This is a genomic window from Novipirellula caenicola (assembly GCF_039545035.1).
GTDB classification, from domain to species: Bacteria; Planctomycetota; Planctomycetia; order Pirellulales; family Pirellulaceae; genus Novipirellula; species Novipirellula caenicola.
Genome location: NZ_BAABRO010000010.1, coordinates 26209 through 53116, shown reverse-complemented (window position 1 = coordinate 53116; position 26908 = coordinate 26209). Strand labels below are relative to the sequence as shown.

Here is a 26908-nt window from a genome sequence, read left to right as displayed (position 1 = left end):
TCACTGCCATGAAACCGTCCTACGAGAAACTTGTTCCTGCGGTCGGAGAGTCGTTTCGCTGCTTCGATCGCTCTGAGTTACTTTCTCCGGTGAAATGGCATCGCCACCCCGAAATCGAGCTGACGTACATTTACCGAGGCGCAGGGTCACGCGTGGTCGGTGATCACATTGGCAGCTATCGCGATCACGACTTGGTGTTGCTTGGGTCTCAACTTCCGCACACCTGGGCTTCCGACGAATACCGGGGAAAGAAGTACGACCGTCATCCTGCGATCGTATTGCAATTTCACCCCGATTTTCTGGGAAACCAATTCTTTTGTGTCTCGGAAATGCTCAGTATCAACAAACTGTTGCAAACCGCGAGCCGTGGATTGTGGTTTCCCGAGCATGTAGCGGCCCGGATTGGCGCACGCATGACCTCGCTGGTACACAAGCAAGGTGCGACACGACTGATCGAACTCTTCACGATCTTAGACGAACTGGCCTCTTGCAACCAAAGCGTGCAATTGGCGAGCGAATTTTATTCGGTCACGTCCAGCCAAGATGTGGAAACAAGAATCCAAAAGATCTGCGATCATATTGCAAATCATTTGACCGACCCTGAGCTTGGTCACAGCGAATTGGCAGAGCTTGCCGACATGAACGCGTCGGCATTCAGTCGCTTTTTCAAACAGTCGACCGGTCGCACGCTATCGGATTACATCAGCGAATTGCGGATTGGTTTGGCTTGCCGGCTACTAACCGACACCGACGATTCTATTTTGTCGATTAGCATGCAGGCAGGGTTCGCAAACCTTTCGAATTTCAACCGTCGTTTTCGTCAATTACGTCAAATGACGCCACGGGATTACCGTGCGAGATTCCGTATCGCTTCGTAGGGGTTCGTAAAGCACTGCTGGGAAACAACTTCGTCATTCGAGTTTTGTGCCGAATCACGCGGGTAAAGTATTTGCTCCGTAGTGGACGAGGCAACGAGTCCCGTCGTGCCTCTCCGTCGTGGGGACTCGTTGCCTTGTCCATTACCTCAAATGCTGGCCTACCTATGCCCGTTCCAGTAAAACGCTAGCGGAACGGACCAAACTTCACTGGAGGGTTTATGGCATTCGGCGAGCGAATCACGACATTGTTAGCCGCATTCGGCGGAGCACGTTATGGGTGATTTGCTGCAGCCGTGAATCGGGGCCTTGCGGTGACGTGTACACGCTCGGACGAACATAGCCCGGCGGGTCGGACAAACCGTCCGCCCACCAACAGGTGGCGGCATTAAACACGATGTTGTTCTTGGGGCCTGGATAAACCGTGGCGGTGTACTCGCCACCGTTGGGGATTCCCGGTGCCGACTGAGTCGGTCCGCGAGCGACAATCTCTAGCCCGGCTATCGCTGCGGGGTCGCCGTGCCACTCCCATCCAATCACGCCCGGGATCGTATCGCCCCGCTGCATCTGCGTGCCCTCGTAGAGCCAGTGATCCGGAGCGGTGCAGATCCAATCCGCTCCGCCAGTGACCGGTCCGGTGCTATGCGCGCCGATGATCTCGTTTGCGTAGGGACGCTCGTGCGTCAGCGAAGACATCGACTTAAATTCACGGGTTCCCCCAGGCGGCCCGAACACTCCGACGCGGTAGAACGACCGCGTCGCTTCGTCCCATTGGATGCGACCGCAGACCGCATTGCCTGAAAAGAATCCAATGTTAACGCCGCTGGCGATCGCGGTTTGCAAATTGCGAAACATCTCGATCGACCAATATTCGTCGTGCCCGACGCTGAGGAAGCCATTGCAGCGGAGTGGCTCGCGGGCATCACGGTGCAAATCAGTATTGGAGACGTAGGTCACATCGTAACCTTCTTTCTCGAGCCAGTAGACGAACGGAAACTCCCACAAGAAAAACTCGCCCGAGCCAATCGACAGAGGAGCATCAAGGATCTGGCAATACTTGCCGTACGGACGATTAAAACTGACTTGCGATTCGCCGCCCCAATGCCACGGTGTTTCGCCATTGTCGTACAGCGAATACTGAGAGGGCCAACGGTTGTACGCCTGCCATGTATGATCGCTGCACTGAAACATCAACTCGGCCCGCCGTATGTCACGGACGACAAAGATGACGTAGCTTTGCAACCCTTCGGTCAATTCGGTCAGCTTGCCGACGTACACACCGCTGACCCAATCGTCGGGAATCCGCATTTCAAAACTGGACGCCCACTTGCAATTTTGTAAGCGACGCGGGCCCGGTGATGGCATCGTTTGGACGGTGCCCTGTAATTTCCCGCTGGTGTGAACCAACCGTCCGCCGTCGCCTGCGTAGTAGCCCAGCCGGTAAAATTCGATGGTAAACTCGCTGACCGGATCGGTGCTAACCATCACTTGCAGCGTTTCCCCCGGCAAGATGCTGGCGTGCGACACATAGCCTTCGATCCAAGGGCAGCGGTATTTCGTTTCAGGATCGATTCGTGTTTTACGTAGTCGCCACTGCTGCGTTCCCGCCTTGGCGTTCTCTGACGCGATCGTCGTCGACGCCGCCGAACCTGCACAGCCGAGCTTGGGTAACATCAGTGAACTGGCGGTTGCGGCAGTCGCCCCGAGCATTTGGCGACGGTCAGGCGAACGATTCATGGACAGCCCATCCGGTAGGAAATATGGCGAGGGATAACGCAGGTGGGCATTGTACCGTATCGGTACTCTCCCACGGTTACTCAGATGGTGTATAACCATCACTGCGTCGGGGATCGATATTCACGCGTCCGATCTCGCGACGCTTCTCAACCGTTTCACTGCTTTTGGGGTTTATTCTATGGCCAGTGGTTTGTTGATGTTGCTGGACGACATCGCCACCATCCTCGACGACATCGCCGTCTTGACCAAAGTGGCCGCAAAAAAAACGGCGGGGGTGCTCGGAGACGACCTAGCACTCAATGCCCAGCAGGTCACCGGGGTCGACGCGCGTCGCGAGCTTCCCGTCGTCTGGGCGGTTGCCAAAGGATCGCTGCTAAATAAAGCCATCCTCGTGCCCATCGCGCTCGGCTTGAGCGCACTGGCTCCTTGGTCGATCACGCCGCTGCTGATCATCGGCGGATTGTACCTATGCTTTGAAGGTTGCGAGAAACTCGCCCACAAGTTCTTTCACCACAAGGAAGATGAACAGCACGAGCGAGAATTAGGCGCCGCGCTTGTGGATCCGAACATCGACATGGTCGCGATCGAGAAGGACAAAATTCGCGGCGCGATCCGGACCGACTTTATCTTGTCCGCCGAAATTGTGGTGATCACGCTCGGAACCGTGGCGACGTCGTCGTTCACCACACGATTGATGGTTTTGGTCGCGATCTCGATGCTAATGACCGTCGGCGTTTACGGTTTGGTTGCCGGAATCGTCAAAATCGATGATTTGGGAACTCGGCTGATGCGGCTCGATTCGGCGGAGTCCAAACCAGGGTTCAAGCAAAAAGTGGGTTACGCGCTGATCACGACAGCCCCGTACTTGATGAAATTCTTGTCGATCGCCGGCACGGCTGCGATGTTTTTGGTCGGCGGCGGCATCCTGACGCATGGGATTCCTCCGCTGCACCACCTCGTTGAGTCTCTGGTTCATCCATTGACCGAAATCGAAGGGATTGGCGGCGTTGTATCCAGCATCGCGAAGATGCTGCTCGATGCAATCTTAGGAATCATCGGCGGCACGCTCTGTCTATTGATTGTCAACGGAGTGCAGCGACTACGCGGACGCAAGGAACCGTCACAAAGCAGCGCCGCGAGTTGATTGGAGCTGCAACCATCCACGCGTTGGCGAGCGTAGCGACGCAAACAAGACGGTGCGACGTGAGCTGAAAGGACAATGCCGTCTACTGCAAGCAGTGGCACGGCGCAAGCCGTCCTGTTGCAGCGAGCCGTGACCGCGGCATTGCTACTGCTACAACCAACGTAGATCATGGTGCTCAGTCGCCGTGTCTTAAAAAACACCTGACAGCAGTGCTCACGATCAAGATGATCGTCGCACCGCTGATGGGTTATGCGTTGCAGATTCTCCGGCGATCTACCACCGCCGGGAATCTTTCGAATCGCTCTGGAGTCGATCGGCCGAATTAGCTGGGAACGAAGCTCTTGGCGTGAGCTTCACGCTTGGCCAGTTCCAAGTCGTGCTCGGTCATGATGCGCGCGAGTTCTTCTAAGTCGGTGGCAGCTTCCCAGCCCAGTTTTTCTTTTGCTTTGCTGGGATCGCCCAGCAACAACTCGACTTCCGCCGGACGGAAGTAACGTGGATCGATCTCGACGAAATCTTCGTAGTCCAGATCCAGTTGTTGGAACACCAAACGAGCGAAGTCGCGAACCGTCTCGGTGCGTCCGGTCGCAAGCACAAAATCGTCTGGCTCGTCGTGCTGCAAGATTCGCCACATCCCTTCGACGTAATCTTTCGCGTAGCCCCAGTCGCGTTTGGCGTCGAGGTTGCCGAGGTACAATTTCTTTTGCATTCCAACTTTGATACGGCCCGCAGCTCGGGTGATCTTTCGTGTGACAAACGTCTCTCCGCGTCGCTCGGATTCATGATTAAATAGAATCCCGTTGCTGGCGAACATGTCGTAGCTGTGTCGGTAGTTTACGGTTTGGTGAAACGCAAAGACCTTTGCACATGCATAGGGCGATTGTGGGTTGAAGGGAGTCAACTCGGTTTGCGGCGTTTGCAACACGTCGCCGTACATCTCACTGCTGCTGGCCTGGTAAACGCGGACCTGCTTCTTCTGGTTCAGCAAACGGGCTGCTTCGAGTACGTTGAGTGCTCCGACGCCCACCGTTTGTAGCGTGTAGACCGGTTGGTCGAACGAGACGCGAACGTGGCTCTGCGCCCCCAGGTTGTAAATTTCATCCGGTTCGATCTCCAGCACCAGATTCGTCAACGCTTGGCCATCGGTCAGGTCGCCGTAATGCAGGCGAAGCCGTGAATCCTCGTGAACGTCTTGATAGATGTGCTCGATTCGCTCGGTCGAAAAGGTACTGCTGCGGCGCACCAAGCCGTGAACGGTGTATCCCTTGTCGAGCAGCAGTTCTGCGAGGTAGCTGCCGTCTTGACCGGTAATTCCAGTGATCAATGCGTTTTTGGTCATGTCTGTATCGGAGAGTAGTTTGGGTTACGAAATAGAGTTGATGGGATCCAATGTTTTGGATGAAAGGGTGGAACTTAGACCGAACGCATTAGCCCCGATTCCAGCTCGCTCAAAAAGTGATCGTACGTTCTTTCTAAACCTTCCGCGAGTTCGACTTGATGCTTCCACCCCAAAGAGTTCAGCCGCGAAACGTCGCTGCATTTGACCGGGGTGCCGTCGGGCTTGGAAGGATCGGTCTTGATTTCTCCCTGATAACCGACGGTTTTTGCAACAAGATGCGCCAAATCGAGGATCGACAAATCGACCCCGGTTCCGACGTTGACCCAGTCGGGTGGATTTGACTGTGTCAGCATGAACACAAGTGCGTCGGCGAGATCATCGACATACAAGAACTCACGCCGTGGGGTGCCGGTGCCCCAAATGGTGACGCTGTCGATTTCTTGCTGGGTGGCTTCATGAAACCTTCGCAATAACGCCGGCAACACGTGGCTGTGCTGGGGATGGTAATTATCGCCGGGACCGTACAGATTCGTCGGCATCGCGCTGTGGAACATCACGCCATGTTGGCGACGATAAAATTGGCAAAGTTTCAGCCCAGCGATCTTCGCCAGCGCGTACGCTTCGTTGGTCTTTTCAAGCGGACCGGTCAGCAACGCATCTTCTTGAATCGGTTGCGGGCAGTCGCGTGGGTAGATACAGGTGCTGCCCAGAAACAGGAACCGTTTGACCCCAGCTGTATAGGCTGCATTGATGGCAAAGGTCGACATCAGCACATTGTCGCCCAAGAATTCGACCGGGTACGTGTCGTTTGCGAGCACTCCGCCAACGCGGGCGGCGGCGAAGATGACCGCGTCAGGACGCTCCCGAGCGAAGAAATCCTCCACGGCACGTTGGTTTGTCAAATCGAGCTGATCGCGAGTTGCAGTCAAAACTTCGCAATTTTTCTCGCTGGCCAGTCTTCGGCACACCGCTGAACCGACCATACCACGATGGCCGGCGACGTAGATTTTCCCGGAGATTTCAGTCATGTCGCGAAACGGTGTCTCGAAAAACAGGATGATTGGCAAGGCAATTTAGCGTACTGATAGCAAATTTACGCTTTCGAGCCAACACGAACTTGAATTCGCAAAATAGTACATAAAAACCACTCCTACGGGTTGGGGGGAATGGCGACTTCTCGTCTTTTTGTAGCGATCGAAAGAGCATTGTGAACTGAGCCGATTGGATCGCCGATGCTAGTCTACAACGGCCGTACAGAATTGCCATGGTTGGCAATCGCCCAGCACACGGCCGTCCTTGTTCACTTCTCCCGCTAATTCAAGATGAGATCGGGATGCGTAAAGACGTCAAAAGATCCCTGGTTTTCTGGCCCCTGCTTACTTCAATCACGGTTCTATCGCTGTCGTGGATTGGAACCATTCCGTCGTTGAGCGAGTTTACCACGAGGGCTCGAGGCCTGGTATCGCCCCACGCGGACGCGAAAGCCGGATCACGAACCGATGGCATCACGGACGATTCGGCAATGTTGATGGGCAAGTCCGTTTCCGGGCCAGTTGTGCAGCCGGTTTCACGAACCGAAGCAACCGCAAAGACCAGCCAGATCAACGTCTTGCACAGCCAAATTTCGCCTCCCGATGTCGCCGTCGACGTGGTGGAACGAGCCGAGCATGGAACGCGTGGAATGCGATTGCCACTGCGGCTCGAACGCGAACTAATTTCGCCAACCGCTTCGATTGCCACGAGCGAGCTGCCAACCGAGCTGCCCGAGGACGAACCCGCGGCGCCGTCTGTGCCAGCGACACCCGAGCGCCCCAGTGATCAGCTGACCGAGAAGATGAGAGACGAAGCGGCGAATCAATTCGACTCGTTTGCTTTCGAACCCAAAAACGACGACGCCACAACCGGCAACCTCGCGTTGGGCGAAACAAATACAGTCATCGTCGACGCCGATGCAGACGCCAGCGTCGACGCGGCCCGAGAAGTGGCGGAAAGTGAAAAGCGGTTGGTGGCACCGATTCGCGAAGAACAACAAGAACTAGCTGGCCACGATGCGGCCGTCCCCACCCTCGCCGCTCAGGACGATGCATCGCTAGCACATTCGTACGACGAACTCGCAACCCTCTCGCCCGATGTCGATTACTCGCGTGTTCGCGGTAACGAAGTGGTTTTAAACGCGGCGGCGCCATCGCCAGTGGCTTCGCGGCAGCCGACGGCGACACTTCCGCAGACAACTGCATCGAATCCCCGCGAGTCGATTCTGCCAAAATCGATTTCCGTGCTGGCAAAAATCAGCCCGCGGGCCGCGCTGGATCCTCATGCCCCCGAGGTGATCTCAGGGCAGGACCAAACCAACGAGACTGAGTCGTCACAACAACCAACGTCGGTATTCCAGCCGGACCGTCGATCGCACCAGCTCAGTCCTGCCGGTTGGCCTGTGACTACCAGCTTGGATCATCAGCTCGAACTGCTGGCCGAATATTCAAAGACCGAAGCAGAAGCCGACCACGCAATGACGGCGCTGCGTCAGCAAGAATTGGCGGCGGTTTCGCAGTGGACTCACGCCGTTCAAGAAACGCTTCGCGAACTGAGGACGCTTCCTCGACTTGGCGACATGCGTGCGGGTGATCTGATTGAATCGCTCGACCGACTTCGAAGCGAGGGCCGCCAGACCGCCGAATTGATGGCGACCCGCGAAATCCAAATTCGATTTTTGTATGCCTGCTTTGCAATCGAGCGGCGTGTGGCGGTGTGGCAACCGATTTGGCAGCTGACCCAACGTGGTGACACACAAACGCTCGCATCGCGGAGCATTTTGGAAGCGGACGTCGATGCAAGCGAGTTCGTCGCCAACGTCCGGCAAATCCTCGACGAGACCGGGGATGCCGAAGGTTGGGCCCGTTTCCTGTTGCTTGATGCGATTGAAAATGCGGCCACCGGTTCGTCCAACGAAGACCGTGCGATGTTGGCCAAGCGATTCCTGGCACGTCTGCGCTGGCACGGCTTGCACCCCGAGCATCGCGAATGGCTCGCAAACGATGCGGTCGAACAACTTGCCGTCGCCGTCCGTCCCTGGACGCGAGGAGCCGTGGACTACGCCAGCTTGCTGAACCAGATCGAGCATCAAGAGTCCAACGAAATCGACACTGTCTCGCTTGAAATTGCCGAGGCCGTCCAAACGCTTCGCCACGCCGACAACCCCGTTGCCGTGCAAGTCGCTGCGGCAATCGATTCGCACTACCGCAACGCCAATGTGCGTCTTGCGATCAGCCAAGCGATGCTGCAGCGCATGTTACCGACAATCGATCCACAAACGATTCCCGTGCGAACGCAGATGCTGGGCAGCCGCGTGCGTGGCACCAGCCATGTACAAAGCAAGTTGAGCGTTCAATTGTTACCGTCGCCCAACCATTGGCAGCTCGATCTGCAAACGACCGGCAATGTGCGTACGCAGTCGGTCGGATTCAATGGCCCCGTCGCCTTGCGAACGCACGGTGACGCCGACTTCCGAGCGACAACGCCAATCGAAATCACTCCGGACGGCGTTCAACTCGGTGATTCGTGGGTGGATGTACGCGGTGAAAACCGATTGCAAGGCATCGAGACCGATTATGACAATTGGCCATTGATCGGCGCACTTGTCCGCAGCATCGCCGAATCACGCTACGACTCGCTCGAGCCGATCTCGAACCGGATTGCTCAAGAAAAGGTTCGCGAGCAAGTCGGCGGCGAAATTGATCAACGCGTTGATGACCAAATTAACGAGTCGGCACGCAATCTATCGAAAATGGTGCTTGGGCCACTTGGAGCATTGCGATTGGATCCGCAGGTCGCTGATATGCAAACCACGAACGAACGTTTGTTGGCACGCTACCGGTTGGCGGGCGATTGGCAGCTCGGTGCCCACACGCCGCGTCCGCGTGCACTGCGAGACAGTTTAATGAGCGTTCAGGTGCATCAATCAACCATGAACAACACGCTTGAGCAATTGGTCCCACGCGATCGTCCTCGCTTGATCTCGGAAATGATTCACGAAGGAATGGTGTTGTTCGGCAAAGAAACACCGACGATCCCTGAAGACATTCCCAATGATGTGATGATTCAATTTGCCAAGACTCGACCGATCACGGTCGAGATCGAAGATGGCAAACTTTGGCTAACGCTGCGGATCGTCCGATTGACACGTGGCGAGTCGTTTGATCTGCGACGTTTCATCGTGCGTGCGGCGTATGTCCCGCAAGTCGATGGGCTGCATGCGACGCTGGTACGTGACGGTCACTTGAGCATCAGTGGTCCGAGTTTGTCGATGCGAGAGCGATTGCCAATCCGTGCGATCTTTAACAAGGTGCTTTCGCCAAACCACGGATTCCCGTTGACGACCGAAGCATTGGCACGCCACCCCGGTGTCAATGGGTTACAGATCAGCCAATTGGAATTGCGCGAAGGCTGGGTTGCATTATCGATCAGCGAAGGCGACGCGTCTCGCATCGCAACGCGTCCCCGTTAGGATCGCTTTCGTTGCATAGCCAAGAGCAAACCGAAACGACATCGGTTTGCTGCAAACTAAGTTTGCCCGCGGCTAGCCAGCGTTGCTGTTAGTCTGCAGGCTTGCTTGCGTCCCAGTATGGCAAGTCGATTTTGCATCGCGAACATTAGAACGCGAAATCGAGTTCAACTTCGCGAGCCCGCACGGCTTGAATGAACTCGGGCAAGCTCGGCAGCATCTCACGCGCGGCACAGATATCGTCGCTGTTCATCCAGCGATATTCGGAAACCTCGTCGGGATTGGGAACCGGGGTTACGTCGGCATCAAGGTGTGCCAACCACCACGCCAGCGTTGTCCCCCACGGGGTAACGCTCCGCCAGACCAAGCGCACGGGCGAGACATCAATCGTAAGTTCTTCTTGCATTTCGCGAACCAACGCGAACTCTTCGGTCTCTCCTTTTTCGATCGTCCCGCCGGGCAGACAGAGCTTGCCCGGGGCCGTCACCGTAAGCGAACGACGGATGATCAATAATTTTTCGTCGCGGAAGATCACTCCCACGACACCTCGCTTTTTTCCGATTCTTTGCTTGAAATGACTCATACCGTGCTTTTACCCAAGATCGGCTTTAGCCACAATCGGAGGTCTTGAGGGACCGTGTCGATTGGGGCTGTTTTTGCACGCCCAACGGATCCCATCACGGCTGTTTCACTGTCACCATTGCAACGATTTATTGAACCCCATTCGCACCCGCTACGATTTTGATTTTTCCAGTCCCCCCGCCCAAGAAGCGATCCGGATTATCAACCGCTTACGCGAAGCCGGCTTTACCGCGTACCTAGCTGGTGGCAGCGTCCGCGATGCGTTGTTGGGGAAATCGCCCAAGGACTATGACGTCGCGACCGATGCAACGCCCGACGCCATCCGCGACGTGTTCGGCCGCAAGCGGACGCTCGCATTCGGAGCCAGTTTCGGAGTGATGGGAGTGTTGCCCGACCGCCGCAGTGCGTCGCCGGGCGATTCACGGCAAGCGAGCGTCGAAAAGGTCGAACCGACCGAAGTGGCAACCTTTCGCAGCGACGGCGTTTACCTTGATGGACGACGTCCCGATAGCGTTCACTTTGGAAACGCCGAGGCAGATGCGCTGCGTCGCGATTTCACCATCAACGGACTGTTCTTTGATCCGGTGGAATCTCAGATCATCGACTACGTCGGCGGCCGCGAAGACCTTAATCGTTCACTGCTGAGGACGATCGGGGATCCTCGTCAACGATTCGCCGAAGACAAGTTGAGGATGTTACGGGCGGTTCGCTTTGCCACCACGATCAGCTTTCAAATTGACGCTGAAACCGCCAATGCCATCGCCGAAAATGCTGGCGAAATCGAAGTCGTCAGCGGAGAACGCATCGGTGTTGAAATGCGACGCTGCATGGCTTCGGAGCATCTACTGTCGGGGCTGGACTATCTTCGCGAGCTTCAATTGGCGCAACACGTGCTGCCGGAACTTTTGCAGATGGACCATGCTCGGATTGCACAGTTTTTTCAAAAACGTCGTCCGCGTGACTTTCCCGTCGCGCTAGCAATCCTTTTGCTGGCCAGCCCAGCGGCCAACGCCGCACTCAAAGCAATCACCGAGCGGTGGAAACTATCGAACGAAGAGGTTCGGATTGTGACCACGGCGCTGAGAACCGCCCCGCGACTAGCGATTGCACATCAAGTCCCGTGGTCAAAGATCCAACCCATTTTGACGGATCGTGATGCCGCCTTTGTGCTCGACGTGGCAAGTGATTTTGCAGCCGCCGAAGGGCTGGGGGATGAAGGGATCCGGCGAGTCAAAGAAGCGTTGCAACTTCCTGCGGATGTGTTGGACCCGCCGCCGCTACTCAATGGCAGCGATCTGGCAAAGCTGGAAATCCCAGCGGGCCCAGTGTACACAAAGATACTGCGTGAACTTCGCCGCCGGCAACTCGATGGCGAACTAACGACGCGTGAGGAAGCCATTGCCGAAGTCCGGGCGACACAGTGGTAACCCAACCGTCCTGGCGAGAGCGTCGGCGGCGTGGTGGGATGGTTGATTGTGACAACAAAAACAGGTCGCTGCATTTCATTGTTACAACCGGTTTGACGACGCATTTGCCGGGCGAGAACGTTAATCGTCGATGCAAATTGGCTGTGTCCACAGTGAGAAATCAAGAAAGTGGATTAATTGTAACGTGGCAAAGCGGATCAGCAGCGAGGCGTCTGTTTTGCTGGCTTAATCAAAATCCGCCTCGCTAAGGACGGTCGTTTTTGCATTTTGGCGTGCTGGGTCGGCAGCCAGTGCGGGGCAAATTTTTACGATATTTTGGCACTCTGGGGCGATTTCCAGAGAGACTTTGGGCTATACGCGGCTGTTTAATACGGTAAATTGAATCGTGGTTGGTTGGTTGATCGTGCAGCTCGTAGCCGGATTTAGGCCGGGGCGTGCAGTTTCGTCCGTCCCACTTGGTAGGTCTCCAAATAGGCCGCAGTCTTTTATGCCCGCAACTTCCAACGGCGGGCGGTCAATCCTTGCACAGGAGTTTAGCGTTGGGAAGGAAATTGTATTGTGGAAACTTGAGCTTTAGTGTCTCAAGTTCTGACCTGGAAAACTTGTTTTCTGAGTTTGGCACGGTTGAAAGCGCCCAGGTCATCACTGATCGCGATAGCGGCCGGAGCAAAGGCTTTGGCTTTGTTGAGATGAGCAGCGATGCTGAAGCTCAAGCTGCTATCACTGGACTGCACGAAAAAGAACATGAAGGTCGTTCATTGACAGTCAATGAAGCTCGCCCGCGTGAAGATCGTGGCGGCGGACGTGGTGGTTATGGTGGCGGCGGCGGCGGTGGTCGCGGCGGCTACGGTGGCGGTGGCGGCGGCGGTGGTCGCGGCGGCTACGGTGGTGGCGGCGGCGGTGGTCGCAGTGGCGGTGGCCGCGGCGATCGTTACTAAGACGTCTCCGATGGACTCGTGACCGACGGCCCTGTTTGCAGAGCCTAAGCGTCACAAAAATCGTATTCTCAAACGGCTTGCCTTGGATCTCCAAAGCGAGCCGTTTTTACGCGCCCACCCAAATCAATCGCAAGATGGATCATCAACGCATCATGCGTCGACCAAACGGTTTGTGGGGAAGCGCCGGAGCCGAAATGGCGACCAACAATAAACTAGCCGCAACCGGAATCGGCGCGACAAAGAAACCGCAGATCGCGACAAGACACAGCCAGAATGCCGGGTAGGAAACGACCGTATTGAAATAAGGTTTCAGTGGCCATAACAGGATCAAGATCGCAATCGCAGCCAACAACGAAATCGTGTTGGTAATGATCGCCTTCAGATAGGTTTCATTCGGATCGGCGGGCACAAACGGCGACAATACCGCTTGATCGCCCACACGCTGGATCTGTTGTAACCGGTATCCTTTCAAATTCGCTCGATTCGAAAACAGGAAGGGAATCTCGATCGATCCACTCGAATATCGTTTGACATGTACCAACATCTCGGCATTTAGCTTCTCCCAGCTAGCTAGCCCGGGAATCACCTCGTCGGCAAGAAACGATTGTTGATCCGACGTCTTCGGCAGCGATGCCACTTTCAACTTCGCACTGCCAGCCTCTTCGGATGCCCCTTCCTTTTCATTGTCATCGGAAGTAGCCGGCGAAATCCATTCCACCGGAAAACCGGCTTCGGTCGCCAAGTCTTCGTAACGCGCGATCATTGGGCGAATCCAAGTGGTCGATTCGGCGGTGGGGCGTTCCGCCAGGATGTCGCTCGAATCGTTAATCATTTGCACGATCGATGCCGCTAGCGATAATCCTCGACGCTGAACCATCACCGCACGCACTTGTTCCGGCGTCAAGACCTGTTGCTCGCCGTCGTGATTGACAAGCGTTTCGATCAATGCAGGCGGGTCCGCTTCATGATCGCCCGATTGGGCATAGGTCGACACCCAAGCTTCGTTAACCGGGATTCCCAAAATCGTCGCCGCGTAGTCGCCACGACGGGCATGGGACAATGGGACATCAAACATCACTTCAACGCTTTGCGCGAGACGGGAAAGCGACAGCGGTAACCGGATGACATGTCGAGGATCCGATGGCGAATCGTCTTTGTTTCCCACGGCTTTGCCAGTTTGGTTTCCGTCCGTTTTCTCCGCAGCACTCTCGCCGATTGGTTTATCATTCTGCTCGGATACCATCGTCGGAGTGACCGCCTGATTCGCCGTCCATGCGCCCAAACAGGTCGCTCCCTCGGGCAACGCGACATCGACCCAATCCAATGAGCCCGGAACCAAATCGAACCGCGTCATGACGACAATCCGCTGGTGGCCCGGAAACACACGTGTGTCCGCAGCGATGACTTTGGCGATCCGGTTTTGCTGTTGCAGCGGAGCAAGTTCAATCGACCAACCGCTAGCCGCTACCGCATACGTCGCACGTGGCCCGCTGAGTTCGAGTTCCTTTTGCTGAGTGATCGCAACCCAAAATGGCGGCAGTTCAGCTGCTCGCACCGAACTGGATCGCCAGCGGATCGGTTCGTTCGTCAAACGACTCGGTACCGAAACATGAACGGTTCGCTTGCCCTCGCCCAGAATTTGAATCGAAGGAACGCTCACGCGAGACTTGTCCGACGAAGCCAAGGTGCCCTGAATCGAGATCACTCGGCTCTTTCGCACTTGTTCGTCACAGGAAACCCGTATCAATTGATTCGATACGTCATTGGCCGGTTGCCGCGACCAACGCGCCGCGGACGAAACGTCGAGCGATTCACACCATCGTGTCGGAACTTGGATGTCGATGAAATCCGGCAGCTTGCCGGGACCAAATCGAGTTAACGATTGCATGCTCCATCGCCCTTCGCTCCATGACAACGTGATCAATTGATTCGCATCAAAACGAGTCGGGCGAACCGATGTTCGCAGCACCATCGAAGGGATCTTCATCGCATCGCCGACCACACTGGAGTCGAATTCATACCCGGCCACCGGCACCCACCCCTTGGCCAAATGGGCAAGATCCCCCGTCGTGTTTCGCTCGACAAACTCTTTCGGCGGTCGTGTCGCGATACGCACATCGAGCGATTGGTCGCGTGTGATAAAGTATCGGTCGGTGGTTTCCGAACTCGGGCTCAGCGTCAAACGAGGCAGCGTGAATCGGCCATTGGACGGCAGATTCGAAACCGCGATCACATCCACCACACTGGTCGTTTGGTTGGACAGATCGCCCAGCATGACTTCGGTGAATGATTTCGATACCAACGGGCGAGCGTCGCTGGGTTGTCCATCGATGTTTAATTGACGCAGCGACACACCGGCGGGCAGCTTTAAGATCCATCGCTGTGACGATTTGCCTTGATGAACGATCTCGGCCTGGTAGCGAATTTCCAACGCATCGACCGCAATGTGCACTTGGTGAGTTTGCGAAATCGTCGAGCGACGACTTGGTATGCTAATCAGTTGGAACGATGGCAGTTGACCAAACGCCACAAACGTGCGATCCGGTTTGCTGCCGCGATAACCCGACCAAACGGCAAGGAATTGGTCGTCGGTCAATGCGTCCAGCGGTTCTCGTGTGACCGGCAAAACGCGGATGCCTGGATCACTGTTGATACCGACCCAAGCGGGTTCACTGTCGCCGGAGGTCGTTGGCACCACATCGGGAATCACCATCGACACCGCATCCTCGAATGAGTCCGCTTGGCTGATTCGCGAGGGTAATGTCCACAACAATTGGATCGGACCGGGGGAATCCAACAAGGCGGCCATTGTGACTTGACGCCGCGTTGGACTGAGTGAATCGGTTTGCCGGATTTCCCAGGATGTCGATACCACCGTCGGCATCAAGGAATCACGAATCAACAGTGAAACCGTATCGCCGGCGGACACGGCATAGGTCGGTTCGACTTGACATTCGACGGTCGTATGCGATTTTCCGGCGTGCAGCCAATAACGCCGCCTCAGCGGAAGTGAACTGGTGGTGGCGGTGCCTTTGGTGAATTCAATTTCGATTGCCAATTTGCTGATCGGCCCCAATTCGGCCGTCCAAATCTGCAATTGACGTTGCGAGATCAGTTGTCCAGTGGTCCCTAAAATTCGCACACGGTCCAACGTTCCGCTGCCTTCGACGGTCAAACGCGACGACGAAACAGGCGGCAAACTGACGGTCAATTGCCCCTTGTTCTCGCTGGCCATCCAATCCGGGATCAGCGTCACTCGCAAGCGAAATCGGTCACCCAGTGGCACGCTAGCGACCACTTCGTCTGCCGCTGCCTCGACGAACTGGACGATCCGATCTTGTTCGTCCTGAACCAATTCGATCCGGCGAATCGTTTCCGGAGCAAATGGCAAAATGATCCGATCGGTCGCGCGATCGGTGTGGATGATGTAGTCGGCATCAAGCAACAATGCACCTGGACGCAGCGAGTCTTCGTCCGATTCGACTCGCAGCCGATAACTCGCTGATTGGAACCGAGCTTCCTCGGGTTGCGAACGCGACGACAGTGCTAAAAGCGACGACTTCAATTCACGTGGAATGTAAAGTTTGTCACCAACTAGATTTCCATCCTTGTCCACAGGAACCAACAAATCCACGCTGGGAACCATCGGCGAATTCGAGGCGGTTGATTTTGTATCGGTCGCTGAGGCACCCGTTTCCTGGGCCGATGCGACGGCACACGCCAAACTCAACAGCGCTGCCAACGCGATCACACTAGGCGTCGTCACGGAAAACTCCGTCGCCTGTTCTTGTGACCGTTGAGATTCAAGTTCGAGTTCTTCGAGTTGACGGCGGCGTTCGGATCGGAATTCGGTAAACGCTTTCCAACGCAACGTGCTGACGAGTAGCGCGCCCATAATCGCGGGAATCAAGAACCAGCCGATCGTGATCCAGTGCCACGGCCACCACCATCCGGCCATCATTGCCATCAGCAGCACGATCATCAAATTCAGGTACAACGAGCGACGCGCGGTCATCCAACAAAACGCGAATACCAACATCGCCGCCAACCAACCGATCGCCAGCGCGTTGTTGCGACGCACCAATAAGATTTCGGAGCCTGCGTCTAGCGATAGCGTCGACTGCGGTTTCATCTCGGGCGTTTCGGCCAAAAGGATTTTGGGCAAAAATGAGTCGGATGACGCACGCACGTGCGATTCGGCTTGCATCACGACGGCATCAACGTCGATCGACGGCATCGTGCATTTTCGCCACCAAGTTCGGTAAACCTGCTGACGACTCCAAATCAACCTTAGCTGTTGACTCTTGATCGGTTGGACCGGTTGAATCACCACCGGACGACTCGTCAGATCTATCGACGACATCGCAACGCCGTTCTGTTCGACCGACACAAGCTGTAAATCCGAGTCGTAATCGATTCGTAGCGGCTTGGACGCGGTGACCCGCAGGATCGCTTCCACGCGGTCCGTGCCGTGACTCGATGCGACCAGCGTCACGTCTTGATTCCAAACGATGTTGATGTTCGGGTTCGCTTGCGTTTTCGCAATCGTCAACGAAGGCTGGTCGACCGCGTCATAACGCAGTCGGGTCTTAATCGCGTTGGCTGGGTTCGTCGCAACCGAGGGGACATCGGGTGATGACGTCGCCGGTTTCGCTGGCCCCTCCGCAGCATCCTCCGAATTGGCCGATGGAGAATCTTCGCTGCTTCGCCGTCCATCAATCAATTCATCGAGCCGGAAATTGGCATCGATGGGCACACGCAAAACCGAGTCGTCGCTTTGCTTGACGATCATGCCGTCACCGATCAAGACTTCCGAAGTTTGTGAGGTTGCATTGGGGATCACGGGAAGTCGGATCGACATGTCGCCGGCGAGTGGATAACGCCGACGGCCGACAAGACGTTTGCCGCGAAGGTTCCACTGCGAAACATCGATCGTATAGACACCGTCCGAATCGGGACGTTCCAGCAGCACGTTGGACGCGGGTAAACTGATCGCCGATCCTCCATCGGATTGACGCAAACTCCACGACAAAGCGGGGCGATCGTGATTCGGCCCTGTTTGCACGGTGATCGTTTGTGGCGATGGGTTGGTCGTCGACATTTCGATGACGAGGTCTTCGAGCACTTCGTCGCCGATCAAGCGAATCGCCATCGCGGTCGATACATCAAACGCGACACTTGGCGGCTGCAGCACCAGTGTAGGCGTGCGACCGGTGGGGCATCGCAAGTACATCGCGTTCTTGTTTGCCGGTTCGATGAAATCGCGAAACGGTTGGTCAATATCACTACGTTTGATTCGTTGACTCAACAACGACATCTGACTTGACCAATCTAAATTGGCCGGCGGTGTGACCGCAGCGATAAACTCGCCTTGCACGTCGACAAAACGGAGGAACCAACTTCGTGGAACAATGATTTGCGGATCCGCTTGAATGATTCGCGATTGTCCCGTTGCCTGGATCTGCAACTCCGAATCAAAAACGTCACTCGCTTCGGGCCAAATCGTGAACTGAGACGTGGCCGCATTGATGGCGGGCGTTTCAATCACGCGTCCCGAGCCCACCAAAGTGATCGATTGCAATGACCATCCACGTTGCAATTCGATCCGGATCGGTTCAACACGCTGAGGATCCATGCGAACTCGCATTCGAGTCGTCGCCGTGATCAGTCCGTCAGCTAGGCTCAGATTCATCACTGTCGATGAATCGCGAAGTGGCGACGCTTTGGCGATCCGTACCTTGGACCAAGCTGGCAAACCGTCGGCTAGCTCGGGCGAACTTGACTCGGCGTCATCGCGATCATCCGATGTCACGGCGGCCGATTCGCCGCTGGATGCAAAATGTTTGATCACCGATTCGTCGAGCGTGAACGGAGGCCCCGACGCCGAAATTTGCAGGTTCTCTTCGTCATCGGGGGTTTCGGTCGACATGGTCCATCCGTCGGGCAATTGCCACTGAATCACCCGCAGTGGATTGGACATCGTCAGATCCACCTTGCTGATCACTTCGGAAACAACGATCCCTTTGACCAGAAAGTGGGGCTGCGGCAGGTCGCACCAACCATCGCTTTCCTGCCATACCGATTGCCCCTTGATCGTGATCGATGTGGGGTTGTCCGACAACGGCAACGATCCCGACGGCGGGGATATGTCGATCCGGTTGACCCCGTCGGCGATCTCGGTCGTACTAAATGGAGTCTCGACAGCGTTGATGGCAATCGAGGTGATCGCGCTGTCGCCGACAATCATCGAAGGCAGACGATCGGGTACATGAAGTTGCAGGATCGCTTGATGCGTCCATACGACGCGTGATGTATCGATCGCATATTGCGTGTATTGATTTCGGACTAACAAGTCACGCGGATTCTCGCGTGAACCTTCGCGGGTGGTGATCAAACGGACTCGCGAAAGTCCGCCAGCGTCAATGATGTAGTAGCGAGAATCAACACCTCGCGCACTCAATTCCAATTCGGGTGGCGGGCTTGGCGACAAACGGACCACGCCGTCAAGCGAATCGACCGCGATGCCTTTGGGGACTTGCAAAATAATTCGCGTTTGCGGCGACGCCGGCAGTCGCAAATCAAATTGTTTGACAAGTCCCTGAGTCGAACTCTTCAAACTCCACGAAAACGCGAGCGACGTATCACCGTCGACCACCGCCATCAAATCGCCGTCCGGTAGCGATTCCAAACGCGGGATCGCCGAAGTGTTGTTGACATTCCCATTGCGGGCGGTCGAGTGGATCGCCAGGTTGACTCGGCCTAACCGTCGACGCACGATGCCTTTGTCGTCACATTGGATGTCAAGCACCGAACGCTCGCTGACCAAGGTGTTGCCGTCCAATTCGATCACATACAACGCATGCCGCAGTCGACTCGCGTTGTCATCAGGCACCAAACTGCTAGCCAGATCGATCGCTTCTTTGAGCCGTAGTACCGAAATCGGCTGAAAGTTGTCAGGGACAAGTTCGGTAAGCTGGGAATGAAACAGCGCAATCGGACGCAACCGGCTGCCGTCGGGTAGTCGGTCCGGCAGCACCGCCAACGGATTGGTCGCCGCAGCAGGTTCCTCTCCCGCGTTTTCCTCCCCTTTTGGCTCGTTTGCATCGGACTCACTCTTGTCCGACTTGTCGGTATTTGGCGCACTTGGGTCGTTCGAAACGCTTTCCGCATCGGCCGAGTCCGAATCGGCCATGGCTTCGTTCGCACCGGCGGTGTCATTCGAGCCGGGCTCACCGGCGGGTTCCGCCAATGGATCGACGTCGCTGGCTGCGTTTATTTCGTTTTCGGAGGCTGCCGAATTCACCGGTGGATCAGCGATTGGCGAATCCTGAGCACTGGACGTTGGCGAAACCGCCAATGTGACAACCATCGCGAGGATGCAGAGCCAAACACTGCGTGTCACGGCGTCACCTTGTTCACGCTAGAAGCGGGAGCGATCGATCGGGTTGCGGACAGGGTGCCACGGCTTGCGCCAGAGTTTTCTTTGTGCATTTGTGTCGATCCTTCGATGCGACGCGAGCGTGGACGCGAATCCAACGCGCTGCTGTGGTCCCGCGATTGCACCATCGTCCGAATCGCCGACATCACCACGACCAACACCATTGCAATCATGCCCAATTGCCCTGCCAACACCGCCGCGTCGGGAGCCACCACCAACATGCCTGCAAACATCACCGCCACCGCAACGGCAAACAACGGATGCCGAGTTTGAGGCACGAACGACAACATTACCGCCATCAACAACACGATCGATCCGGTCACCGCCCACAAAATTGTCCGTGACACCACGATCGCGCGGAACGACCGCACGTCGGCCCCCACGTACAAATACCGATTGCCACGTGGGACTTCGACAAGGTCATTGCCGCCGACCCAGCTTGCCAACGAACTAGGTGTCTGTGTCGATTCACGATACAGCCGCCACCGATCAAAACGCCATGCCATCGAGCGTCCAAGCGTCGGTGAAGCCCAGATCACATGCGAATCATGCGGTGCCACAATCTCCCAATACAATCGCCCCACACCAATCGGCAACTCGAGTGCCGGCCGGATGCTTTCGACCATCATCGACGCATCCATTGGCAACCAAACTCGCAAATCCACCAAATGGTTCTTTCCGTCCGATGGCAATGCAATCACCAACGTGTTGTCCTCGCGACGCACTCGAGCAACATTGCCGTCGACCAACGCCTCGGTCGAAATGTTGTATTCTCCCGCAGGAATCCCCAGTCGCAGCTCGGGGCTGCCTTCGACGTTGGCCAGCAATTGTTCCATGCGAGTGGCGTAACCGGTTGCTGATCGTAGCACCGCGCGGGACACGAACACATCCTCGGTATCCGTTTGCCGCGAACGAAATCGCAAACGCAGTGGTTCGCGTGGCAACGCTTCTAAAATCATCGTCGATTTGTCGCGATCTTGAATCGGCGAAACCGGCGATGCAGTCTCGTCCGATGTCGACGCGTCGCCAATCATCCCGCTGGCTTTGCTAAGCCGGTCAGCCGCGATGATTTCCGTGGTCGTATCGCCTTGCATCAACACACGCATCGTGCCGCGGAATGTCGTTTCCACCCCAAACGGACGTGGAATCGACAATGTTTCAATATGGTCCGCCGACCGCACGTCTTGGATCGGACGCAATTGTTCCCATCGAATGGACATCGATCCGCTGCCAAGTTGTTCCGAGATCAATTCATACCGGTCGTCTCCGCGGGGTTCCAGCACCGCGGGTTGATTGTTCACTCGGACGGTCCACGCGGACGCAAAGTCGGTTGCGGATGTATCAGAATCCTTCGTGGTTTCCGCCTTCATTTCCTTCGAAACGGATCCATCCGACACCGTCCCGTGAAGCGAATCGTCAGACAGGCTGGCATCCTCCGGTTTGGAAGTCGACGGATAATCCTGTGATGCAATTTGAATGGGAAGTCGGCCTTCCAGATCCAGACTTGAATTGACAATCCAATCCAGCGTGGTGTGAAGGCTGCGGCCCTCGATTTCGATCGTTGCGTCGCCAGCGAGCGAGATCGTGGGTGATTGTTGGACCACGTGCCCGACCATTTTCCCCGCCGCATCCGGAGGGATGATCCGGTAATTTGAGCGAGGCGTTTCCACCGTTGATGCATTGTCGGTGCTGATCACACGATCGATGTTCTGTGAATCTTGTAGATCGACGACGAAGGACATGCGGCCTTGATTGGCCACCATGACCGTCGCCGATTGGACCAACATGGTGTCTTCGATGTCGGTAATGCGCGGCAGCCAAAACGTGATACCGTCATCTTCTTCGCTACGGATCGCCGAATGATCCGCAACGTTGATCGGCAAGTCGTGTTCGGCAACAATTCGGATCGGCGATGGATCACTGCTGGAAACGGACTCGAGATAAATTTCGTGCAAGTTGCCATTCAGACCGGATTCGATCTGCTCGGACGTCTCTTCGTTTTCAATCGAACGCAATCGCCACGATCCCATATCGATTTTTAGCAGCGTTCCCTCCGCCGCGCGTCCGCTCGACAGGATACGGTACTTGATCCGAGCGATTGAATCGTGAAGCGAGATTTCCGATTCGGTCGACAATCGCAATTGACGCCGCGTCGTGGCTAACCAGATCGGCAAGTCAAACGAAGCACGATCGTAGCGAAACAAGTACGAACGCCCAGTTTCTTCGGTTGGCTGGGCCAAGATGCTTTGCACCCAAGGACGCGACCGCCATCGCAAGCGATAATCATCGCCGGTCGATATCTGGATCTCGCCACGCTGCCGCAGCGCCCCGATGACTTCCGGAGCACGAAACATCAGCGGGTTGGATGCATTTGGATCGCTCGCCGAGAATTGGATATCCAAGTTCAAATCGATCCGCTGTTGACGTTCGGTCTCGGGAATCACAATATCAAGCAGCGTCCCCTCGCCGCCGGTCGACGGGCTGGTCGGTGACACTGGGCTGGTGATCTCGACCGATTGACCGTTGGACCCCAGCGTGGGCGTATCCAACAACACCGCATTCTCGGGTAATCGCAGCTTCAACGTGTTGATCGTCCCTCGAACGCTGCGGATAATCATCTGACATGACGCAATCGGTTGGTCTTGTGGCGTGTCCCACTGCACCACAATCCGGCTGTTATCGATCTCTAACAGCGGAGATCCGTCGGATGCTCGATCACGTTTACCCCACCTCAACGTGAACACGCCGCCGCCGCTTTCGATCACAAATTCGGCCAAATTGGCTGCCGACCGCTGGGTTTGTAGTACCTCGTCGCCGCGACCCACGATCTCGCCAGTGAATTGTTCGTCATCCGTCGTGATGCGAACGTTCGATGGAACGTCGGGCAATTGAAACTGTAGCGAGTGATTTGGCCCCGGTTCCACTCGCGCGGCGACATTCATCGTCACCACCGCCTCGCGACGCCGGTTGGTTTTGACCATCAATACATGCCCGGAATCGCTTCCCGAAACCGTCATGCGATATTCATCTAATCCGCTGACATCAGGCGGTCCCAACAAAAAGAAGTTCCGCATCCGCAGTGGAATGGCCACCATTCGCCCGCCGGTGGAATCAATCGTCAACCGAATCACAATCTTCAATTCAGCACGGCCTGGGGATCCCGCCCCGGTGATCCCTTGTGACGCAGCGCCGGTGATCTCGAGCGACTGGAAATCAAACACTTGGCTGCGTGAATCGACGCCGGCTTCCAAGTTTTGTAGCCGTTCGATCTCTTCGAAAGTCGTCCCAGGCATCAGTACCGGCACGCCCGACTGATCAAGAAACAAGAATCCTTTGACTCGTAACTGGCTGCCGCCGGTAGACGATTCCGAATCGCTCGAAGATTGCAGAATGCTCCGAGGCGGCTCCGAACCAGGCCCTTGCGCTTTCGCGGCACCGGTGAACGCTGCAAACCCAATCGCGAACATCGCTAGCACCGCCATGCGGCCTGGACGGCATCGCCGATCGACATCGTTGCGGAATACCGAAGCATCCCGACCGCGATTGCTCGCAGGATTCGCAACCTTCATGCGTCCACCACTTAAACGCACGCCGAATCGTCGTGTCGCAAGCATGCAACACGCGCAAACGAAGCCGTTTAGAAGGGGAATCGGTGGCATCACAGAGAAGTGCAAGACAAGAGAGTTGCCGGGTACGCTTGAGAATAGGAATGAAGGGACCGTTGCGGCGTTAACCAGCCGCATCAATCGCCTCAGAACGATACGAGGTGTTAGCACCGCGTGCATTGTCTCGACGTTATACCCTATAGTCTACGCAAGCTCCGTAACCGGCAAAAGGAATTGCGTCTTTGTTCCTTCGCATATTACGGTTGAAAAGGTGAAAACAGCGCACAACGCCACTAATCGCTGCAATCGCACCCCTCGGCACGAGGGGGCGACACACCCAACAAGAAAGATTGCTCGCCGCGATCAATCGAATTCTGTTTTCGAGTTTCCGAACGGCTCCGAACATGACTGTAGACCTTCAAACCGCGACGCCTTCGACCGTAATTCTCGCCCCAGACTCGCTTTTACAGCTTGGCGGCATCCTTTCGCAGCTCTCGATCACTCGCGTCTTCCTTGTCATCGATCCGATTGCAGCGGCCGCCTGCGGGGCAGACGCGGTGCTCGCGGCCGCGCTGGATCGCTGTGAGGTGACTAAGTTTTCAGAATTTCAACTCAATCCAAAACTCGAGGACGTCCAGCGAGGAATTTCGCAATTTCGCAACGTCGATCCAGAAATCGTGATCGCATTGGGGGGCGGAACGGCAATGGATCTCGCCAAATTGATCGGCACGCTGGCGGTCCAATCCGGTGCTGCAAGATCCATCGTGCTCGGAAGACAGTCGATTCGGTGCGATGGACCGCCGCTGATCGCGATTCCCACGACCGCAGGCACCGGCAGCGAGGCGACTCATTTTGCCGTGGTTTACGTCGACGGAGAAAAATTTTCTGTCGCCGACCCGACCCTGCTACCCGAGTACGCGTTGATCGACCCGCTATTAACGCACAGCTTGCCTGCGAATATCACTGCGGCAACGGGGCTAGACGCGTTCTGCCAAGCGATCGAATCGATTTGGGCCGTCGGTGCCACGGACGAGTCGTGTGATTATGCAACGCAAGCCGCGTCGCTTGCGGTCCGCTCGCTCGTTGCAGCGGTCCAAAATCCGACGCCCGAATCCCGTTTGGCGATGTGCCAAGCGTCCCATTTGGCGGGCAAGGCAATCAACATCAGCAAAACAACTGCGTGCCACGCATTGTCCTACCCGCTGACATCACTGCACGATCTTCCACACGGCATCGCCGTCGCGTTGACCCTCGCGCCGATGTTGGCATTCAATTCCAAAGTAACCGCCTCGGACTGTGTCGATCCTCGCGGAGTGAAGGACGTGCGTCGACGAATTGCAACGATCGTCGACCTATTGGGAGCAGATGATGTCCCGTCAGCCTGCCAAGGGATTCGCTCGATCATCCGCGATGCCGGTGGTCCCGCGTCGTTGGCCGAAGTGGGAATCACCCAGCGATCGCAATGGGAATCGATCGTCGCCGGAGTCAATGCCGAGCGAATGTCGAACAACCCGCGGCGGACCACCGACGAGTCGCTGATGCAATTGCTAAACGATTCGAACGCTTAATTCATGGTTGGGTTGTAGCGTCCGGGCATGACCTGGCATGAACGTGGCAATTGCGGATCACCAATTCCAATTTGCATTCAGCTCCGGTCGGCTCGGCAATTGTTCCAATCTGCCGCAGTCTCGATCGCAGCAGACTTTTCGCGACCGACAAGAAGAACTACATGCAATCTTCATGCAATGAACACGCCGTTCGCACCCTACGTCCGCGACGATACCCTCCATGAACATCCACTCTGAAAACCCCCGCACCGAAACGATCGCCCTGGTCATCTTTGATTGGGCCGGTACGACCGTCGACTTCGGTTCACGCGCCCCGGCCGCCGCATTCATGAACGTATTCGCTTCGCGAAACGTCCAAGTCACCAACGAACAAGCGTGTGCACCGATGGGGCTCAATAAACGCGACCACTTGGTGGAGATGCTAAGTGCCCCCGAGATCGCTTCGGCATGGCTCCGCGCTACGGGGAACGAATGGAACGAGGACGACGTTGATGACCTGTATGAAGCCTTCATCCCCGTACAACTGGCAGCGATTCAACAACATGCCGACTTGGTACCGGGATTGATCGAGGTGGTTGGCCAGTTGAGGCAGCGAAACGTCAAAATAGGCGGCACGACGGGTTACTTTCGTGCCGCGGCCGAGGCGGTGGCGTTACATGCGGCCGAGGCAGGCTTCGTCCCCGACGCGAACGTTTGCTCCGACGATGTCCCCGAAGGTCGCCCCGCACCACGGATGATCCACCGCGTGATGCAAGAGCTAAACATCGAAGCTCCCCAACGTGTCGTTAAAATCGGCGACACCGTTGCCGACATCAAAGCGGGACTGGCCGCCGGATGCTGGTCGATCGCAGTCTGTGATAGCAGCAGTTTGATGGGGGTTTCCCAAACGGATTATGCTCGGTTGCCCGGCCATGAACGATCGCAGCGTTTGCAGGAAGTTGAATCGATCTTTCGTGACGCCGGCGCGCATGCAGTGATTCGGACCATCACCGAATTGCCATCGCTGATTGACCAAATCAATCGCCTGGGGGCGTCGCAGCCTGAAGTACTGGTCAACGCCACCACGCCCTCTCACTGACGTCATTGACGTTCGCGTGACCGACCGACCAAACTATGCGGGTCAGATAAGCTGGCTCCCGTCCCTATCGATTCCTTGGCGCGGGGCTGGCACCTCCGTCCCCCAAAACGATCAATCGCCTGGTTCTCTGCGAAATCCGGCGACAATGCGATGGCAAAACAAGAACAAGATCGCGAAGACCTGCTCCGTGATGGTCGTCAAATGGCGATCCGCGGCGAGACGACGATTAACGACATCGTCGTTGTTATCGGTTTTCGTGACGCAGGGCAGCTCAGTCTGTACTGCGGTGCCGATCCCGTGTTTCAGTTCAACGCGGAACAAGAACTACGCCGTGTCTATTTTCAAGGCCAGCGATATGCCGCCGAATCTGGCCGGCTGGTTCGCCTGGATCGAGCCACGCGTGGCGGCAAAATTCAATTCGAATCCAGCGAGGTGCCGCAGCCCCACCACGCTGCGATCCTTGAGTGTCTCGACCACTGGATTGGGAATCTGCGATACCTGATTGGTAAAAAGGAAACAGTTTGGCGAGTCGCTGACCAGCAAAATACCACGTTTTTTGCCCAATTGACGCGTTGGACGGACGACCTGCCGCAACCGATCCAAATCGCGGATTCGCCAGGGGTTTAGCACGCCTTGCTTGTCGATCGGTACGGCCGTCAACTACACTGATTCGCAA

General features: G+C 56.2%; 14 protein-coding genes. 8 read left to right on the top strand and 6 right to left on the bottom strand.

The annotated features are described in order from the left end of the window. The first annotated feature begins 8 nt into the window (after positions 1-8). On the top strand, positions 9-878 hold the full coding sequence (locus ABEA92_RS18465) for a helix-turn-helix domain-containing protein (protein ID WP_345685328.1): 870 nt from the start codon (positions 9-11) through the stop codon (positions 876-878). Positions 879-1115: 237 nt separating this feature from the next. Here ABEA92_RS18465 and ABEA92_RS18460 read toward each other — a convergent pair whose 3' ends face one another. Further along, positions 1116-2612, bottom strand: a complete 1497-nt coding sequence (locus tag ABEA92_RS18460; protein WP_345685327.1) for a N,N-dimethylformamidase beta subunit family domain-containing protein — start codon at positions 2610-2612, stop codon at positions 1116-1118. Positions 2613-2790: 178 nt separating this feature from the next. On the opposite strand from ABEA92_RS18460, the gene ABEA92_RS18455 reads away from it, so the two are divergent. After that, positions 2791-3756: a DUF808 domain-containing protein gene (locus ABEA92_RS18455; RefSeq protein ID WP_345685326.1), complete on the top strand. Its 966-nt coding sequence runs from the start codon at positions 2791-2793 to the stop codon at positions 3754-3756. A gap of 322 nt (positions 3757-4078) precedes the next feature. Here ABEA92_RS18455 and gmd read toward each other — a convergent pair whose 3' ends face one another. Continuing rightward, entirely contained in the window at positions 4079-5095 is a 1017-nt protein-coding gene (gene gmd, locus ABEA92_RS18450; protein ID WP_345685325.1) for a GDP-mannose 4,6-dehydratase, read from the bottom strand. Between the two features lie 74 nt (positions 5096-5169). Next, positions 5170-6123 carry a GDP-L-fucose synthase family protein gene (locus ABEA92_RS18445; protein ID WP_345685324.1) on the bottom strand — a complete coding sequence of 318 codons (954 nt, stop codon included), beginning with the start codon at positions 6121-6123 and terminating at the stop codon, positions 5170-5172. A 398-nt stretch (positions 6124-6521) separates the two neighbouring features. On the opposite strand from ABEA92_RS18445, the gene ABEA92_RS18440 reads away from it, so the two are divergent. Beyond that, complete coding sequence (locus ABEA92_RS18440) at positions 6522-9599, top strand: hypothetical protein (RefSeq protein ID WP_345685323.1); 3078 nt, start codon at positions 6522-6524, stop codon at positions 9597-9599. A 145-nt stretch (positions 9600-9744) separates the two neighbouring features. Here the strand turns inward: ABEA92_RS18440 and ABEA92_RS18435 are convergent, their stop codons facing one another. Then, a complete protein-coding gene (locus ABEA92_RS18435) occupies positions 9745-10179 on the bottom strand; it encodes an NUDIX hydrolase (protein WP_345685322.1) in 435 nt (144 codons plus the stop codon). Between the two features lie 130 nt (positions 10180-10309). Between ABEA92_RS18435 and ABEA92_RS18430 the strand changes: the two genes are divergently transcribed. Together ABEA92_RS18430 and ABEA92_RS18425 are read left to right on the top strand one after the other, a co-directional pair. After that, complete coding sequence (locus ABEA92_RS18430; RefSeq protein WP_345685321.1) at positions 10310-11605, top strand: CCA tRNA nucleotidyltransferase; 1296 nt, start codon at positions 10310-10312, stop codon at positions 11603-11605. A 434-nt stretch (positions 11606-12039) separates the two neighbouring features. After that, entirely contained in the window at positions 12040-12543 is a 504-nt protein-coding gene (locus tag ABEA92_RS18425) for an RNA-binding regulator (protein WP_345685320.1), read from the top strand. Positions 12544-12685: 142 nt separating this feature from the next. Here the strand turns inward: ABEA92_RS18425 and ABEA92_RS18420 are convergent, their stop codons facing one another. Both ABEA92_RS18420 and ABEA92_RS18415 read right to left on the bottom strand, forming a co-directional pair. Beyond that, the gene (locus ABEA92_RS18420) at positions 12686-19945 is read right to left on the bottom strand and encodes a hypothetical protein (protein ID WP_345685319.1); all 7260 of its coding nucleotides are present in this window, start codon (positions 19943-19945) and stop codon (positions 12686-12688) included. Beyond that, a complete protein-coding gene (locus tag ABEA92_RS18415; protein ID WP_345685318.1) occupies positions 19942-23550 on the bottom strand; it encodes a hypothetical protein in 3609 nt (1202 codons plus the stop codon). Before ABEA92_RS18415 ends, ABEA92_RS18420 begins: the two co-directional genes overlap by 4 nt. Before the next feature lie 440 nt (positions 23551-23990). Here ABEA92_RS18415 and ABEA92_RS18410 point away from each other — a divergent pair, with 440 nt between their 5' ends. The 3 genes from ABEA92_RS18410 (at position 23991) to ABEA92_RS18400 (ending at position 26859) form a co-directional block, all read left to right on the top strand. Beyond that, on the top strand, positions 23991-25154 hold the full coding sequence (locus ABEA92_RS18410; RefSeq protein WP_345685317.1) for a phosphonoacetaldehyde reductase: 1164 nt from the start codon (positions 23991-23993) through the stop codon (positions 25152-25154). A gap of 220 nt (positions 25155-25374) precedes the next feature. Continuing rightward, positions 25375-26232 carry a phosphonoacetaldehyde hydrolase gene (gene phnX / locus ABEA92_RS18405; RefSeq protein WP_345685316.1) on the top strand — a complete coding sequence of 286 codons (858 nt, stop codon included), beginning with the start codon at positions 25375-25377 and terminating at the stop codon, positions 26230-26232. A 150-nt stretch (positions 26233-26382) separates the two neighbouring features. After that, a complete protein-coding gene (locus ABEA92_RS18400) occupies positions 26383-26859 on the top strand; it encodes a hypothetical protein (protein WP_345685315.1) in 477 nt (158 codons plus the stop codon). Positions 26860-26908 lie beyond the last annotated feature (49 nt).